Below are 17175 nucleotides of genomic sequence, written 5' to 3' on the forward strand. Positions count from 1 at the left end.
GCACGGCGGGCGCTCGGGCGCGTACGCCCCCGTACGCGTGCCGCGGCGGCGCCGGAGAGGGGAACTCCGGTGCCGCCGACGGCAGTTCGGGACGGGGAGGGCGGGGCGCGGCCGGGTGGCCGGTCCCGACCGCCCGGTCAGTTCTGGTTCTCGGCCTGGAACATCCAGTGCTGCTTCTCCAGGTCGCCGGTGAGCTGGATGAACACGTCCTCGGTGACCGGGTCGGCCTTGCCGACGGCGCCCATGCGCTCCCGTGCCCTGCCGATGGTCGACGAGAGCGCGGCGACCATCGTGCCGACGGCCACGGAATCCTGGAGCCAGCCCTCCTTGACGGTGCCGATGGCGCTCCCGGCGGCGACGGTCGAGGCCCTGCCGTCGGGCGGTACGCCGAGGGCGGAGGCGCGTTCGGCGACGGTGTCCGAGTACTGCCGGGCGATGTCCACCACCTCGTCGAGCTGGAGGTGGATGGAGCGGAAGCGCGGTCCCACGATGTTCCAGTGGATCTGCTTGGCGACCAGGGACAGGTCGACGAGGTCGACGAGCGTGCCCTGGAGCGCCTCTCCGACGGTCTTCAGGTCCCGCTCGGGGAGCGTGCTCTTGACTGCGTTCGACACGATGGAATCGCTTTCTCTAGGAATGCGCCTTTCGTCCCCCAACGGTACCGCCGCCCGAGGACGGCGCCCGCTGCGAGTCGCGTACGGGTGCCCCGTCGCCTACGCGTGACACGGAGTGCCTCGTTCCGGCGTCGGGCGGCCCGCTGGCCGCCGTCCGACCTGTCCGTTGCGTGGTGGATCGTCCCTCTGTCGTGCAGAAAAGTTTCTCGGACGGGAAGGCGCTGGTCGAGCGCGCTTTCGGGCCGACGGGCGGGTGCCGCCCCGTGCGGGCGGCGGCATGACTTCGGTCCCCTCTGGACAGTGATGCGCTTGGAGCCCGTGCGTGGTTCCCGGAAGACCTCCACCACAGGGGCCCGGCCGCGCAGCGAGGCCGCATCCTCTCTAGAACCGGAGGTTTCGTCATTTCAGCGCGACCTGTGCAGGAATTCGGAGACAACCCGGTAGACGTTCGGGAGACCGGGCACTACACAGAGGAATACGTCCCCAGCTTCGTCGAGAAATGGGACTCCCTCATCGACTGGGACAAGCGCTCGCAGAGCGAGGGCAACTTCTTCATCGACCTGCTGCGCAAGCGCGGCGTACGGAGCGTCCTCGACGTCGCCACCGGCACCGGCTACCACTCGGTGCAGCTCCTCGACGCGGGCTTCGAGACCGTCAGTGCCGACGGCAGCGCCGAGATGCTGGCCCAGGCGTTCGCGAACGGGGTGCGGTACGGCGACCACATCCTCCGTGTCGTCCAGGCGGACTGGCGCTGGCTGAACCGCGACGTGCACGGCGAGTACGACGCCATCGTCTGCCTCGGCAATTCCTTCACGCACCTGTTCTCGGAGCGTGACCGACGGAAAGCACTCGCGGAGTTCTACGCGATGCTGAAACACGACGGCGTCCTCATCCTGGACCAGCGCAATTACGACGCGATCCTCGACAGCGGATTCTCCAGCAAGCACACGTTCTACTACTGCGGCGAGGACGTCGCGGTGGAACCGGAATACATGGACGAGGGACTGTGCCGAATGCGGTACCGATTCCCCGACGAATCCGTGTACCACCTCAACATGTATCCGCTCCGCAAGGAGTACACCCGGCGCCTCATGACCGAGGTGGGCTTCCAGCGCATCGAGACGTACGGCGACTTCCAGCACACCTACCGGGACGAGCAGCCCGACTTCTTCGTGCACGTGGCGGAGAAGGAGTACGTGATGGAGGACGCCGAGGGCGACGCGTACTCGGCCGCCGTCAGCACCGCCCGCAGCTACTACAACTCGTCGGACGCCGACACGTTCTACGCCTCCGTGTGGGGCGGCGAGGACATCCACATCGGCCTCTACGCGCACCCCGACGAGCCCATACCCGACGCCAGCCGCCGCACCGTCGCCCGCATGGCGGCCAAGCTGGCCCCGGCCGAGGGCACCGTCGTGCTGGATCTCGGCTCCGGATACGGCGGTTCCGCCCGTTACCTCGCCGAGGAGCACGGCTGCCGGGTCCTCGCGCTCAACCTCAGCGAGGTGGAGAACGAGCGGCACCGCCACCTCAACGCCGAACGCGGGCTCACCGGCGCGATCGAGGTCGTCGACGGCTCGTTCGAGAAGATCCCGTACCCGGACGCGTCCGTCGACGTCGTCTGGTCGCAGGACGCGTTCCTGCACAGCGGCAACAGGCGTCGCACGCTGGAGGAGGTGGCGCGCGTCCTCCGGCCCGGCGGGCGGCTGATCTTCACCGACCCGATGGCGGTCGACGGCTGCCCGACGCGCGTGCTCCAGCCCATCCTCGACCGCATCCACCTGGACGACATGGGCTCACCCGGCTTCTACGGGCGGGAGTTGGCCCGGCTCGGCTTCACCGAGGCGCCCGACGGGGGCTTCGAGGAGCACCGCGAGCAGCTCGCCACGCACTACGGGCGGGTGCTGCGGGAGACCGAACGGCAGGAGGCGGAGGGGCTGGCCGGGCAGGTCAGCGCCGAGTACCTCACGCGGATGAAGAAGGGGCTCGCGGACTGGGTGCACGGCGGTGAGCGCGCGCACCTCACCTGGGGCATCTTCCACTTCGTCCGCGGTTAGCGCGCCGGTACGGCCTCGCGCCGTCCGCCGTCCGCCGTCACCCGCCGTCGTCCGGGGACGGCGGCGGTGCCGGTGCCGGTGCCGGGACCCGCCGGGAGGCGGAGCCGGGGATCGGCGGCGGGCCCGGCTCGGGCCCCGCCGCCAGCAGCAGGCCGAGGCCGCGCCTGCTCGCGGCGACCACCACGCGGTCGCCCGCGCGCAGGACGTGGTCCGGCGGCGGCGTCCACTCCAGCCCGCTCATCTCGGCCGAGGACATCCACGACAGCTCGGACCGCCGCCGCCCCGGCGTCCCCGCGTCCAGGGCCAGCACCCGCCAGGTGCCCGCCCGGAACGCCCCGGCGACCGTACTGCCCTCCAGCAGCGGGTTGTCCCGTACGTCCACGGCCGCGAACACCAGCACCCGCCGACCCACCGGGATCGCCCCCAGCACCTGGCGGCCCATCATCGCGCCCGCGAACGCCGGTGCCGCCAGCGCCGACACGGAACGGCTGCGGGTCTGCGCCAGCGGGTACGTGTCGCGCAGCGTGCGGTAGACCGTCGTGGCGAACTCGTCGTCGAACAGGCGCATCGCCACCCGCAGTTCGGGCTTCACCTGCCGGGCGTAGAGGGCGGCCTCCAGATTGGTGCCGTCGTCGCTGGTGAGGGCGAGCAGGGCGCGGCTCCGCTTGATCTTCGCCGCCTCCAGTACGCCGCTCTCCGTCACGTCCGCGATCAGCGTCGGCACCCGCCGCGAACGGGCCACCGCCATGCCCCGCGCCTCGTGGTCGCGTTCGATGCAGACCACCGGGATCTCCATCTCCAGCAACCGGTCCAGGACCCGCGTACCGACCTTGCCGAGCCCCAGCAGCACCACGTGCCCGGACAGTCCGCGCGGCGGGTCGGGGAGCGACGCGGCCTGCCGGAACGCGCCGTAGCTCTCCAGGACCACCGCCAGCAGCAGCGGCAGCGTCATCAACCCGGCCATGCCGGACAGCAGTTGGAGGATCTGCTCGTCGGGCGGCTGGTCCACCTTCGGGTCGTTGATGGCGAAGAAGTCCAGCAGCACCACGTAGCTCGCGTGCACCGGACTGCCGCCGCTCATCCACCAGTTGACGGCGGCCAGCGCGGCCAGCACGCCGCCCATGGCCGCCACCGAGTAGCGCAGGCGCCGGGAGAACAGCTCCTTCAGCGGCTGGAACGGCAGCCTGCGCCGCAGCCGTCCCGCCGCGCCCTCGGAGTCCGTACGCCGGACGATCGCCTCCAGCACGACGGCGCCGCGGTCCGGCGGCAGCCCGTCGAGGCCCGCCTCGTCGGGGAGCAGCACCGGTACGTTCCCGCCGTGCGGCTCCTCGTCCGCGTCGCCCTCGCCCTCGGCGTCGTCGGAGGTGTCGGGCAGCACGGCGAGCGTGCACAGCTGCCGCCGGTGCCGCTCGCGGGTGCCGATGGTGCGCTCCTGCGCCCGCAGCAGCAGGCCGTCCGCCGACACGATCTTGTCGCTGCCCACCACGGCCGCCGCGACCAGCGAGGGCGCGGCGGTGTCCGCGTCGGACAGCACCGTCGTGGACGCGTCGATGGCCGCCGCGTCCATGTCGGGGTGGTTCACCTCGACGGCGCGGTCCAGCAGGTTCTCCAGATAGCCGCCGAGCGTCCGGTTGAACATCCGGATCACCAGCCGCAGCCGGGGGTTGAGGCGTCGGGCGCGCAGCGCGATGTGGATGTTCAGCTGGTCGTCGCCCGAGGTCAGGGCGAGCGCCGCGGCCTCCTCCACACCCGCCGCGCGGAGCGCCGCGTCGTCCGGGATCTGCGCCTCCACGGCCCGTACGGACAGCTCCGCCGAACCCACCAGCGCGGCGATCCGCGGACCGTGGTCACCACCGCGCAGGGAGGGGAGCACGACGCAGACCCGCTGCCCGTAGACGGTCGCCAGCTCCTTCGTGAGCCGCTGCGCGAGGGAGTTGTCCCCGCAGACGACCATGTGGGGACGTACCCGCGGGCCCCCGCCTACGCTGCCGTCCATGGAACCCACGGACAGTGCCACCCCCTTGAACGTCTGCGTCTTCTGCTCCGCCGCCGACCTCGACGAGGTCTACACGGCCGCCGCCCGCGAGTTCGCCGAACTCCTCGGTCGGCGCGGACACACCCTGGTCTGGGGTGGTTCCGACGTCGGCCTGATGAAGGTCATGGCGGACGGCGTGCAGGACGCCGGTGGACGACTCGTCGGCATCACGGTCGAGTTCCTGCGGAGCAGGGCCCGCGAGGGTGCCGACGAGATGATCGTCACGGCCAGCCTCGCCGAACGCAAGGCCCTGCTGCTCGAACGGGCCGACGCCGTCGCCGTGTTGGTCGGCGGCACCGGCACGCTGGACGAGGCCACGGACATCCTGGAGCTGAAGAAGCACGGCATGCACGGCAAGTCCGTGGTCGTCCTGAACACCGCCGGTTTCTACGACGGGTTGAAGCGGCAGCTCCAGCGGATGGACGCGGAACGCTTCCTGCCGGTCCCGCTGGACGACCTGTGCACCTTCGCCGACCGCCCCGACGAGGCGCTGTCCGCGCTCGGTGGCTGACGGCGTACGGGCGCGGGTGACGATTTACGGGCACGGGCGGCGGCCGGTGTCGTACGGGCGCCGCGAGAGGATGCCCGTATGACGGCACAGGACACCTCCCCGACGCCCCCGGCGTCCACGGCCCCCGCGACCCACCTGCTCACCGGCGGCGGCTCCGGCATCGGCGCGGCCATCGCCGCCCGCCTCCTCGCGCGCGGCGACACCCTCTGGCTGCTGGCCCGCGACGCGGGCCGCGCCAAGGAGCTGCGGGAGCGCTTCCCCGGCGCCCGTACGCTCGTCGGCGACCTCGCGGAGCCCGAGCGCCTGTCGTGGGCGCTCGGGCACCAGACGCTGCCCGACCGGCTGGACTCGCTCCTGCACGTCGCGGGTGTCGTCGACCTCGGCCAGGTCGGTGAACTGACCCCGAAGGTCTGGCAGGCGACCCTCGCCGCCAACCTCGTCGCCCCCGCCGAACTCACCCGCCTCCTGCTGCCGCAGCTGCGTTCCGCGCGCGGCCACGCCGTGTTCGTCAACTCCGGCGCCGGGCTGCGCGCGCACGCCGAGTGGAGCGCGTACGCCGCCAGCAAGCACGGCCTCAAGGCGCTCGCCGACGCGCTGCGCTGGGAGGAGAGCGGCAACGGCGTCCGCGTCACCTCCGTCTACCCCGGCCGTACGGCCACCCCCATGCAGGCGAAGGTGCACCAGCAGGAGGGCCGCGAGTACGACCCGGCGCGCTTCATCACGCCCGAGTCGGTCGCGACGACCGTGCTCACCGCGCTGGACCTGCCGCGCGGCGCGGAGATCACCGACCTGAGCGTGCGTCCGGGCGGCGCCTGAACGGGCCGGGCGGGCGCTCCCGCCGCGCGGGCCGGTTCCCGTGCGCCCGTACGACGGGCGCGCCCGGCCGCCGTACGCTTGCCCGCGTGACGGAGAAGCACGAGTTCAGCTGGGGTGCCGCGGCCGCGACCGGGATCGGGTCGATGCCCGGCGGGGACGTACGCGAGGCAGTGAGAACGATCACGGGTTCGCTGGAGGCGCTGCCGTACCTCCCGGAGCTGCCCGCGCGCGGGCCCGGCGCGGACATGACGGGGCGTACGGCGGGGCTGCTCGCCGAGCTGTACGTCCAACTGGAGCCCAGTGGCTGGCGGTTGGCCGACCGGCCCGGCCGGGACACCCGGCGGGCGCGGGCCTGGCTGGGGGAGGACCTGGACGCCCTGGAGGAGTTCGCGGGCGAGCACCGCGGCCCGCTCAAGGTGTCCGCCGTCGGCCCGTGGACCCTGGCGGCCACACTCCAACGGCGCGGCGGCGAGGCGATGCTGGGCGACCCGGGCGCCTGCCGCGACCTGACGGCGTCGCTGGCCGAGGGCCTGCGGGCGCACCTCGCGGACCTGCGGCGGCGGGTGCCCGGCGCCGAGCCGGTGCTCCAGCTCGACGAGCCGGCGCTGACGGGGGTGCTGCGCGGCGACGTCCGTACGGCCAGCGGGTACCGCACGTACGGCGCCGTGGACCGCTCCGTGGTGGAGGGCGCGCTGCGCGAGGTGGCGGCCGTCCACGACGGGCCGCTGGTCGTGCACTCGTGCGCGCCCGGCGTGCCGTTCGCGCTGCTGCGCCGGGCCGGGGTCACCGGCATCTCGTTCGACGCGGGGCTGCTCACCGAGCGTGAGGACGAACTGCTCGGGGAGGCTGTCGAGGGCGGCGTCGCCCTCTTCGCCGGGGTGGTGCCGGGCGACGGCCACGACGCGGACGCGTTGTCAGACCCGGCGGGTAGCGTCATGGGTGTCAGGTCGCTCTGGCGCAGGCTCGGGCTGGCCCCGGCGCTCCTCACGGAGTCCGTCGTGGTCACTCCCGCGTGCGGACTCGCGGGCGCGTCTCCCGGGTACGCGCGCGCGGTGCTCGCCCACTGCGTCCGGGCCGCGAGATCCCTCGCTGACAACCCTGCGTGACGGGAGGACGAGACGGTGGCTGGCGAACAGGACACGGCGGTGCCCGCGGAGGCGCGTGAGCGGCACGCCCGGCTGGCGGAGGAGATCGAGGGCCACCGCTTCCGTTACTACGTGAAGGACGCGCCCGTCGTCAGCGACGCCGAGTTCGACCGCCTGCTGCGCGAGCTGGAGGGCCTGGAGGGGGAGCACCCCTCGCTGCGCACGCCGGACTCGCCCACGCAGAAGGTCGCCGGGCAGTACGCGACGGAGTTCACCGAGGTCGCCCACCGGGAGCGGATGCTCTCGCTGGACAACGCCTTCGACGACGAGGAGCTGGACGCCTGGGGCGAGCGCGTCGCCCGCGAGCTGGAGGGCGTCGAGCACCATCTGCTGTGCGAGCTGAAGGTGGACGGCCTCGCGGTCAACCTCACGTACGAGCACGGGCGCCTCACCCGCGCCGCCACCCGCGGCGACGGCCGTACGGGCGAGGACATCACGCCGAACGTCCGCACCATCGAGGACGTCCCGGAGCGGCTCGGCGGCGACGACGTCCCGGCGCTGGTGGAGATCCGCGGCGAGGTCTTCTTCCCGATGGAGCGCTTCGAGGAGCTGAACGCGCGACTGGTCGAGGCGGGGGAGAAACCGTTCGCCAACCCCCGTAACGCGGCGGCGGGTTCGCTCCGGCAGAAGGACCCGAAGGTGTCGGCGTCCCGGCCGCTGCGCATGGTCGTGCACGGCATCGGCGCCCGCGAGGGCTTCGACATCGGCCGGCTCTCGGAGGCGTACGACCTGCTGCGCGACTGGGGCCTGCCGACGTCGCCGCACACGCGCGTGGTGGACGGGCTGGCGGGCGTACGGAAGTTCATCGCGCACCACGGCGCGCACAGACACGCCGTCGAGCACGAGATCGACGGCGCCGTGGTGAAGCTGGACGAGATCCGCCTCCAGGGGCGGCTCGGCTCCACCTCGCGCGCGCCGCGCTGGGCCATCGCCTGGAAGTACGCGCCGGAGGAGGTCAACACCAAGCTCGTCGACATCCGGGTCGGTGTCGGACGCACCGGCCGGGTCACGCCGTACGCGGTGGTGGAGCCCGTCACGGTGGCGGGCTCCGAGGTCGAGTTCGCGACCCTGCACAACCAGGACGTGGTCCGCGCCAAGGGCGTGCTGATCGGTGACACCGTCGTGCTGCGGAAGGCGGGCGACGTCATCCCGGAGATCCTCGGGCCGGTCGCGGACCTGCGGGACGGCACCGAGCGGGAGTTCGCGATGCCCGCGGAGTGCCCCGACTGCGGCACGGAGCTGCGCCCCATGAAGGAGGGCGACATCGACCTCCGCTGCCCCAACGCCCGCTTCTGCCCGGCCCAGTTGCGCGAGCGGATCTACTACCTGGCGGGGCGCAAGTGCCTGGACATCGAGCACTTCGGGTACGTGGCGGCGACCGCCCTCACCCAGCCGCTCGCCCCGTCCGAGCCGCCGCTGAGGGACGAGAGCCAGCTGTTCGACCTGCTGCTGGAGGAGCTGCTGCCGATCCGCTCGCACGTCCTGGACCAGGACAGCGGTCTGCCCAAGCGCGACCCGGAGACGGGTGAGGAGAAGGTCGTCACCTTCTTCGCCAACAAGGAGGGCGAGCCGAAGAAGAACACCCTCGCCATGCTCGACGCCATCCAGGCCGCCAAGCAGCGGCCACTGGCCCGCGTCATCACCGGGCTGTCGATCCGTCACGTCGGGCCGGTCGCGGCGGAGGCGCTCGTACGGGAGTTCCGCTCCCTCGACCGCATCGCGGCGGCCGACGAGGCCGAACTGGCCGCCGCCGAGGGCGTCGGGCCGACGATCGCCGCGTCCCTGAAGGCGTGGTTCGCGGAGGACTGGCACCGGGAGATCGTGGAGCGCTGGCGCGCCGCCGGGGTCAGGATGGAGGAGGAGCCGCAGGAGGGCGAGGAGGGGCCGCGTCCGCTGGAGGGCGTCAGCGTCGTCGTCACCGGCACGCTCGCCGCGCACACGCGGGACGGCGCGAAGGAGGCGCTCCAGCGGTTGGGCGCGAAAGTGAGCGGAGCGGTCTCGAAGAAGACCGGATTCGTCGTTGTGGGCGAGAACCCTGGCTCGAAATACGACAAGGCAGTCCAGGCGAAAGTGCCGATTCTGGACGATGAGGGTTTCGAGAAGCTCCTCGCGGAGGGCCCGGACGCGGCGCGGGAGGCCGCACTTCAGCCACCCGAATAGCGCCCGGCGGACACTCGTTCGGACGTGTGTGCGCCCGAACGCCCGTACAGGGAACGCCTGGTGGGACCGTACGCCGTCCACCTCCGCGAACGGTCCCCGCGGGCACCTCCCGTACCCGTACGGCGCATAGCAGATGGCGACCCGGGGCCGGTCCGCATTGAGGCAACCCCGGCCGATCGCTGCCCCTGACAGCGACCCCCGCCTACTGTTGACGTGTGAGCCTGTCGTGGCGGCGTCAGGTGCGGACGTGGTGAGAGGGACGGGCATGCAGGAATCCCGCGGTGCCGACGCGACGCCATGGCTGCACCGGCTCGTGTCGGCCAGGATGCCCGGGACACGGGTGGCGATCGTCGCGTTCGCGGCGCTCGCGCTCGCGGCCGGTGCGTACCGAGCGCTCGACCAGCATCGCGCGCTCTTCCCGGACGGCACGGTGGGCTGGTCGTTCGCGGTCCTGACCGGAGTGATCGTCGGCCATCTGGTGACCCTGGGCCGGGACCGGTGGTGGGGCGGCACCGGCTCCGGCGCGGCGCTGACCCTGGCCATCCTCCTGCTGTACGGCTGGATGGCCGCGACGCTGGTGTCGCTCGCGGTCGTGCTGCTCGTCGGCGGCGCGCGCCGCCGACGATGGCGGCAGGCGCTGGTGCACGGCGCGGTCGACATCGTCGGCATCGGCGGCGCGGCGCTGACGCTCGCCGCGTTCGGCACCCGCCCGTCCGTGGAGAGCCCCTGGGAGCCCGGCTCCTGGAGTCTCGCCGCGCTGCCCGAGGTCGGCGCGGCCGCCCTGGCGTACCTGGTGCTGACGCGCACCCTGATCTGGTACGCGTTCGCCGGACCCGCCGCCGCCTTCGCGACGGTGGCGCGCACCGCGCTCGTACGTCAGGCGCTGGTCGCCGTCGCGGTGTTCGGGATCTCGCCGCTGATCGCCGTGGTCGCCGTGCACAAGCCGCTGCTGCTGCCGCTGTTCGCGGTCCCGCTGATCGCCCTCGACTCGACGCTGTGGATCGCGCGGGCGCGGGCGGAGGAGCAGCTGCGCGACCCGCTCACCGGGCTGCCCAACCGGCTGTGGCTGATGGAGCGCGCGTGGTCGGCGCTGGACGACGCGGACCGGGCGGGTACGCGTTCCGCCCTGGTGCTGATCGATCTCGACCGCTTCCGTTCCGTGAACGACACCCTCGGCCATCTCGCGGGCGACCGGCTGCTGTTGCAGATAGCGGACCGGTTGCGCACGGCGCTGCCGCGGGGCGCGGAGGCGGCGCGGCTGGGCGGCGACGAGTTCGCGGTGCTGCTCCCGGCGACGGACTCGACGACGAGCGCGCAGCGCGTCGCCCGTTCCCTGGTCTCCGCCCTCGGCTCGCCCCTGGACCTGGACGGGCTCACGCTCGTACTCGAGGCCAGCGCGGGCGTCGCCGTCTTCCCCGAGCACGCGCTGGAGGCGGAGGGCCTGCTGCGGCGGGCGGACGTCGCGATGTACGAGGCGAAGCGCGACCGTACGGGCGTCGAGGTCTACGAGGCGGCCCGCGACGGCAACACCCCCGACCGGCTCGGCCTCCTGGCCGACCTGCGGCGCGCGCTCGACGCGGGCGAGGTGGAGCTGCACTACCAGCCGAAGGTCGGCTTCGACGGCCGCGTCGCCGGGCTGGAGGCGCTGGTGCGCTGGACGCATCCGGAGCGGGGCAAGGTGCCGCCCGACGAGTTCATCGCGATAGCCGAGACGTCGGGCCTGATGCCGCAGCTGACGGAGTACGTGCTGGAGACGGCGCTCGGCCAGGTCGCCCACTGGCGGCGGAACGGCCTCACGGTGCCCGTCGCAGTGAACGTCTCGCCGCGCGACGTGCACAGCCCCGGCTTCGCCGGTTCCGTCGCGGCCCGGCTGGCGCGACACGGAGTGCCGCCGGGCGCGCTCCAGTTGGAGATCACCGAACACGTCCTGCTGGAGGACCCGCAGCGCGCCGCCGACACCCTGGCGGGGCTCACCGGGCACGGCGTGAAGATGTCGCTGGACGACTTCGGCACCGGCTACTCCTCGCTGGTGCACCTGCGGCGGCTGCCCGTCAGCGAGCTGAAGATCGACCGCTCGTTCGTGGCACGGCTGGCCGTCGACGCCGAGGACGCGGAGATCGTCCGCTGCACCGTCGACCTCGCGCACTCCCTCGGACTCCTCGTGGTCGCCGAGGGCGTGGAGGACGACGAGACCTGGGAGCGCCTGCGCGACCTGGGCTGCGACGCCGTGCAGGGCTGGCTGGTGGCCGCCGCCATGCCCCCGCCGGAGGCGACGGCCTGGCTGCGGTCCCGCGCCGCGGGCCGCGGCACCGTACGGGCCACGACACCGCCCGCCGCCCCCGCGCCCGAGGGGGCGCCCGCCGCGCTGGAGGCCGGACCCGCCGTACCGGCCCCGGCCGAGGAGGGCGCGGACCAGCCGGTGACCTGAGCGCGGCCGGACCTGTGCGCGACCGGCTCCGCCCACCACCGGAACCGCCCCGCCCGCCCCGGTGGCGGCGGGGGCGCACCGGTACGCGTACGGTCCCCGTACGCGTACCGGCCGACCAAACCGTTTCGCGGCCCGCTCCCGCGTCCCCATAGGATTGGCCGGGCACCCGGAGCCGGGACGTCCGCACCGGACGGCCGCGCGCACCGAAGCGCACCGAGAAGAACGCCCGCACTCACCCATGAGGACCGCATGCCTGGCATCACGCGCGAGGAGGTCGCCCACCTCGCACGGCTGGCACGTCTGGAGCTGAAGGCCGAGGAGCTCGACCACTTCGCCGGACAGCTCGACGACATCATCGGCGCAGTCGCCGCCGTGGCGGATGTCGCCGACGAGGACGTACCGCCCACCTCCCACCCGCTGCCGCTGACGAACGTCATGCGCCCCGACGAGGTCCGCCCGAGCCTGACGCCCGAGCAGGCGCTGTCCGGCGCACCGGCCCAGGAGCAGCAGCGTTTCAAGGTGCCGCAGATCCTGGGAGAGGAGTGACCGAGATGAGCGATCTGACGAGGCTCACGGCCGCCGAGACCGCGACGGGCATCGCCTCCGGCGCGTTCTCCGCCGTCGAGGTCACCGAGGCCCACCTGGCCCGTATCGAGGCCGTCGACGAGAAGGTGCACGCCTTCCTGCACGTCGACCGCGAGGGCGCCCTCGCCGCCGCGCGCGCCGTGGACGCCAAGCGCGAACGCGGCGAACGGCTCGGCCCGTTGGCCGGTGTGCCGCTCGCGCTGAAGGACATCTTCACCACCGAGGGCATGCCCACGACGGCCGGTTCGAAGATCCTGGAGGGCTGGGTCCCGCCGTACGACGCGACGGTGACGCGCCGCCTCCGGGAGGCCGACGTGGTCATCCTGGGCAAGACCAACATGGACGAGTTCGCGATGGGCTCCTCCACGGAGAACAGCGCGTACGGCCCGACCGGCAACCCCTGGGACCTCACCCGTATCCCCGGCGGTTCCGGCGGCGGTTCGTCCGCGTCCCTCGCGTCGTTCCAGGCGCCGCTGGCCATCGGCACGGACACCGGCGGCTCCATCCGCCAGCCCGCCGCCGTGACGGGCACGGTCGGCGTCAAGCCGACGTACGGCGGTGTCTCCCGCTACGGCATGGTCGCCTTCTCCTCGTCGCTCGACCAGGCCGGGCCGTGCGCCCGCACGGTGCTGGACGCCGCGCTGCTGCACTCCGTGATCGCCGGGCACGACCCGATGGACTCGACGTCCGTCGACCAGCCCGTCCCGGACGTGGTCGCGGCGGCGCGCGAGGGCGACGTACGCGGTATGCGCGTCGGCGTCGTCAAGGAGTTCCGCGGCGAGGGCTACCAGTCGGGCGTGATGCAGCGCTTCGACGAGTCCGTCGCGCTGCTGCGGGAGCTGGGCGCCGAGGTCGTCGAGGTCTCCTGCCCGTCGTTCACCAAGGCGCTCGCCGCGTACTACCTGATCGCGCCGAGCGAGTGCTCCTCGAACCTGGCGCGCTTCGACGCCATGCGCTACGGCATGCGGATCGGCGACGACGGCACCCGGTCCGCCGAGGACGTCACCGCGATCACCCGCGAGGCGGGCTTCGGGGACGAGGTGAAGCGCCGGGTGATGCTCGGCACGTACGCGCTCAGCTCCGGCTACTACGACGCGTACTACGGCTCCGCCCAGAAGGTGCGCACCCTCATCACCCGTGACTTCGCGCGGGCCTTCGAGAGCGTGGACGTGCTGGTCTCGCCCACCACGCCCACCACCGCCTTCCCGATCGGCGAGCGCGCCGACGACCCGATGGCCATGTACCTCGCGGACCTGTGCACCATCCCGTCCAACCTGGCGGGGAACGCCGCCATGTCGCTGCCGTCCGGGCTCTCCCCGGAGGACGGGCTCCCGGTGGGGTTGCAGATCATCGCCCCCGCCATGGCAGATGACCGGCTCTACCGTGTCGGTGCGGCGGTCGAGGCCGCCCTCCAGGCACGTTGGGGACACCCGTTGATCGAGGAGGCACCGTCGCTGTGAGTGGAAAGCTGGAGAAGGCCAAGGGCTTCAAGAAGTCCCGGGCCGGCATGTACGTGTCCATCGCCACCTCCCTCTTCGGCGTGGTCGGCACGGTGAAGCGCGGCAGGCAGGCCCGCGACGAGGGCGACACGCTGCAACTGCTCGACGTCGCCGTCACGGCCGCCGGTATCGCGACCAGCGTGGCGCTGCTCCTGCGGGAGCTGCGGCGGCTGGACGTGGTGGACGACGTCGTCGACATCCTCGACGACTGAGAGGCGAGAGAATCCGTGACCGTCACTGAACTGGTCTCGTACGAGGACGCGTTGGCCTCCTACGACCCCGTCATGGGCCTGGAGGTCCATGTCGAACTCGGCACCAGGACCAAGATGTTCTGCGGCTGCTCGACCGGCCTCGGGGCCGACGCGAACAGCCAGACGTGCCCCACCTGCCTGGGGCTGCCCGGCTCGCTGCCCGTCGTCAACGCGACCGGCGTCGAGTCCGCGATCCGCATCGGCCTCGCGCTGAACTGCGACATCGCGGAGTGGTGCCGCTTCGCGCGGAAGAACTACTTCTACCCGGACATGCCGAAGAACTTCCAGACGTCGCAGTACGACGAGCCCATCGCGTACGACGGTTACCTGGACGTGCAGTTGGAGGACGGCGAGGTCTTCCGGGTCGCCATCGAGCGCGCCCACATGGAGGAGGACACCGGCAAGTCCACGCACGTCGGCGGCGCCACGGGCCGCATCCAGGGCGCCTCGCACTCGCTGCTGGACTACAACCGGGCGGGCATCCCGCTGATCGAGATCGTCACCCGGCCCATCACCGGCGCGGGCGCCCGCGCGCCCGAGGTGGCGAAGGCGTACGTGGCGGAGCTGCGCGAGCTGATCAAGGCGCTCGGCGTCTCCGAGGCCCGGATGGAGATGGGCCAGATGCGCTGCGACGTGAACCTGTCGCTGCGGCCGCACGGCAGGGAGAAGTTCGGCACCCGTTCGGAGACGAAGAACGTCAACTCCCTGCGTTCCGTGGAGCGCGCGGCCCGGTTCGAGATCCAGCGGCACGCCGCGGTGCTCGACGGCGGCGGCACGATCGTGCAGGAGACCCGCCACTTCCACGAGGAGGACGGCTCCACCACGTCCGGCCGGGTCAAGGAGGAGGCGGAGGACTACCGCTACTTCCCCGAGCCCGACCTCGTACCCGTCGCCCCGTCCCGCGAGTGGGTCGAGGAGCTGCGCGCCGCCCTGCCGGAGCTGCCGCGGCTGCGCCGGAACAGGCTGCGGGAGGAGTGGGGCATCTCGCCGTTCGAGATGCAGTCCGTGCTCAACGCGGGCGCCGTCGGCCTGATCGTCGCCACGACCGACGCGGGCGCCCCCGCCGACCAGGCCCGCAAGTGGTGGATGGGTGAGCTGGCCCGACGCGCCAACGAACACGGCACCGAGCTGGCCGACCTCCCCATCACGCCCGAACAGGTCGCCCGCCTCTGCGCGTTGGTCGCGGAGGGCTCCCTGAACGACAAGCTGGCCCGGCAGGCCATCGAGGGCGTGCTCGCCGGTGAGGGCGGTCCGGACGACGTCGTCGCGAAGCGCGGCCTGAAGGTCGTCTCGGACGAGGGCGCGCTCGGCGCGGCCGTGGACGCGGCCATCGCGGAGAACGCGCCGATCGCGGACAAGATCCGCGGCGGCAAGGTCGCGGCGGCGGGCGCGCTCGTCGGCGCGGTCATGAAGTCCACACGCGGGCAGGCGGACGCGGCGCGCGTACGGGAGTTGATCCTGGAGCGGCTCGGCGTCGAGGGCTGACGCGGACGACACGCGCGGCGCGGCGGGCCCGTACGAGGGCCCGCGCACGTACGCGGGGGAGGGCGGCACCGTTCCGGCGGGGCCGCCCTCCCGGCGTGTGCGGACCGGGTACGGGCGCGGGCCGCGTACGGCTCCCGAACGGCCCGTCCACGACCCCGTGTTCGGCGGCGACGCGGGCGGCCGGGAGTCCGCGTCGGGGACGGGGGTCTCACGGGAGGGTGCCCGTTCCGACTACGGTTGCCCACGGCAGATCCGTACGCAGGCTCGCCGGGGAGGCGGAATCATGATCACCCGTATCGAGATCGACGGGTTCAAGTCCTTCCTGGGCTTCGAACTCGACGTCCACCCGTGCACCGTCCTGGTGGGCGCGAACGGGGCGGGGAAGTCCAACCTGCTGGCCGCACTCGACCTCGTACGGCAGACCGTCGCCACCGGCTTCCCCGTCACGCCCGGCCGGGACGCGCCCCTCGCGCCGCGCCACCTCTTCCACCGGGCCGACGGACGGTCGTCCGCCGTGATGAGCATCAAGGTCGGCATGATCGTCCCGTCCGCCGACGGGCCCCTGCCGATGGTCGTCTGGCTGGAGGTGGAACGGGCCGAGGCGCCGCGCTCGCCCGGCGCCGCCCCGGCGCTGCGCGGCAGCGTGTGGGTCAGCAGCATGGAACGCACCGGTTGGATGCGGCGCTTGGGCCTCCCCGACGAGCTGCGGACGGCGCTCGCGGAGGCGCGCGAGAGCTTCGTACGGCGCACCGGTACGGAGTGGGTGCCCCTCGACGGCACGCAGGCGCCCACGGCGGGCCGCGGCCGACCCGGTGACGGCGAACTCCTCCAGCTCCTGCACCGCGAGTGCGAGACCTGGCAGCCCGTCACCCTCGACCCGGCGGCGATGCGCCGCGCCTCCGGCGGCAGCGAACTGGCCCCGCTGCTCGCCGACGGCGGCAACCTCGCCGCCGTGCTCCACCGGCTCGGCACCGAGCCGGAGCCCGGCCTGGAGGCGGACCTGGCGGCGCTGGTCCCCGAGGCGACCGGCGTACGGGCGCTGTTCGACGACCGGCGCGGCGAGTACGACTTCGACGTGCGCGTCCGCCACCAGGGCTGGACGTCGCCGCCCATGCTGGCGGGCGGCACCCTGCGGGTCCTGGCGCTGCTCGCCGCCTGGCGCGACGACACCCGCGCCGGGCTGCTCGCCGTGGAGGAGCTGGAGAACGGGCTGCACCCGACGACGCTCGCCGCCCTCGTACGGCTGCTGCGGAGCGGCGTCGACGACTGGGCCGACATGCCCGCGCGCGCGGCCCACGTGAGCGGCTTCCGGCAGCTGCTGGCCACCACGCACTCCCCGGCGCTACTGTCGGCGCTGCGGCACGACACGACGGGCAACCTGGTGTTCCTGGAGCAGGCCCCGCCGCCCGGCCACGGCCCCGGCGCGGACACCGGCGACGGCGCGGACGCGCCCAGCGGCCCCACCGTGACGCGGGCGCACCCGCTGCGGGACCGGCGGCCCGGCGAGGACCCCGGCGAGACCGTGTCGAGCGAGCAGGTGCGGCAGCTGCTGGAGCGGATGGGGCAGACGGTCGTCTGACGGCGGGCGC

13 protein-coding genes are annotated in these 17175 nt (G+C 73.0%); 11 read left to right on the plus strand and 2 right to left on the minus strand.

Annotated elements, in window-relative coordinates:
• Positions 1 to 137: 137 nt before the first annotated feature.
• Entirely contained in the window at positions 138 to 614 is a 477-nt protein-coding gene (locus tag D7M15_RS21715; protein ID WP_121519031.1) for a DNA starvation/stationary phase protection protein, read from the minus strand.
• 416 nt (positions 615 to 1030) lie between these two features.
• Between D7M15_RS21715 and D7M15_RS21720 the strand changes: the two genes are divergently transcribed.
• Positions 1031 to 2671 (plus strand): methyltransferase domain-containing protein, encoded by a 1641-nt coding sequence (locus D7M15_RS21720; RefSeq protein ID WP_240649414.1) that lies wholly within the window; start codon positions 1031 to 1033, stop codon positions 2669 to 2671.
• A gap of 37 nt (positions 2672 to 2708) precedes the next feature.
• Here the strand turns inward: D7M15_RS21720 and D7M15_RS21725 are convergent, their stop codons facing one another.
• A complete protein-coding gene (locus tag D7M15_RS21725) occupies positions 2709 to 4667 on the minus strand; it encodes an NAD-binding protein (RefSeq protein ID WP_240649415.1) in 1959 nt (652 codons plus the stop codon).
• Here D7M15_RS21725 and D7M15_RS21730 point away from each other — a divergent pair.
• The 10 genes from D7M15_RS21730 to D7M15_RS21775 all read left to right on the plus strand — a co-directional run bounded on the left by D7M15_RS21730 (position 4666) and on the right by D7M15_RS21775 (position 17165).
• Positions 4666 to 5217 carry a TIGR00730 family Rossman fold protein gene (locus D7M15_RS21730; RefSeq protein WP_240649416.1) on the plus strand — a complete coding sequence of 184 codons (552 nt, stop codon included), beginning with the start codon at positions 4666 to 4668 and terminating at the stop codon, positions 5215 to 5217. The two genes, D7M15_RS21725 and D7M15_RS21730, sit on opposite strands and share 2 nt — an antisense overlap.
• Positions 5218 to 5295: 78 nt before the next feature.
• Positions 5296 to 6033, plus strand: coding sequence for an SDR family oxidoreductase (locus tag D7M15_RS21735; RefSeq protein WP_121519034.1), 738 nt, complete (start codon positions 5296 to 5298; stop codon positions 6031 to 6033).
• A 143-nt stretch (positions 6034 to 6176) separates the two neighbouring features.
• On the plus strand, positions 6177 to 7139 hold the full coding sequence (locus D7M15_RS21740; protein WP_121521193.1) for a methionine synthase: 963 nt from the start codon (positions 6177 to 6179) through the stop codon (positions 7137 to 7139).
• A 15-nt stretch (positions 7140 to 7154) separates the two neighbouring features.
• Entirely contained in the window at positions 7155 to 9338 is a 2184-nt protein-coding gene (ligA, locus tag D7M15_RS21745; RefSeq protein ID WP_121519035.1) for an NAD-dependent DNA ligase LigA, read from the plus strand.
• Between the two features lie 325 nt (positions 9339 to 9663).
• Positions 9664 to 11766 (plus strand): bifunctional diguanylate cyclase/phosphodiesterase, encoded by a 2103-nt coding sequence (locus D7M15_RS21750; RefSeq protein ID WP_240649709.1) that lies wholly within the window; start codon positions 9664 to 9666, stop codon positions 11764 to 11766.
• Positions 11767 to 12015: 249 nt separating this feature from the next.
• Positions 12016 to 12312 carry an Asp-tRNA(Asn)/Glu-tRNA(Gln) amidotransferase subunit GatC gene (gene gatC / locus D7M15_RS21755; RefSeq protein ID WP_121519037.1) on the plus strand — a complete coding sequence of 99 codons (297 nt, stop codon included), beginning with the start codon at positions 12016 to 12018 and terminating at the stop codon, positions 12310 to 12312.
• Complete coding sequence (gene gatA / locus D7M15_RS21760) at positions 12309 to 13811, plus strand: Asp-tRNA(Asn)/Glu-tRNA(Gln) amidotransferase subunit GatA (RefSeq protein ID WP_206337402.1); 1503 nt, start codon at positions 12309 to 12311, stop codon at positions 13809 to 13811. The genes gatC and gatA overlap by 4 nt, the downstream gene beginning before the upstream one ends.
• Positions 13808 to 14062: a hypothetical protein gene (locus tag D7M15_RS21765; protein ID WP_121519038.1), complete on the plus strand. Its 255-nt coding sequence runs from the start codon at positions 13808 to 13810 to the stop codon at positions 14060 to 14062. The genes gatA and D7M15_RS21765 overlap by 4 nt, the downstream gene beginning before the upstream one ends.
• Before the next feature lie 15 nt (positions 14063 to 14077).
• Complete coding sequence (gatB, locus tag D7M15_RS21770) at positions 14078 to 15586, plus strand: Asp-tRNA(Asn)/Glu-tRNA(Gln) amidotransferase subunit GatB (RefSeq protein ID WP_121519039.1); 1509 nt, start codon at positions 14078 to 14080, stop codon at positions 15584 to 15586.
• A 283-nt stretch (positions 15587 to 15869) separates the two neighbouring features.
• Positions 15870 to 17165: an ATP-binding protein gene (locus tag D7M15_RS21775; protein ID WP_127201782.1), complete on the plus strand. Its 1296-nt coding sequence runs from the start codon at positions 15870 to 15872 to the stop codon at positions 17163 to 17165.
• Positions 17166 to 17175: the final 10 nt, after the last annotated feature.

Source organism: Streptomyces sp. Z26, from assembly GCF_003665095.1.
Classification (GTDB): domain Bacteria; phylum Actinomycetota; class Actinomycetes; order Streptomycetales; family Streptomycetaceae; genus Streptomyces; species Streptomyces phytohabitans.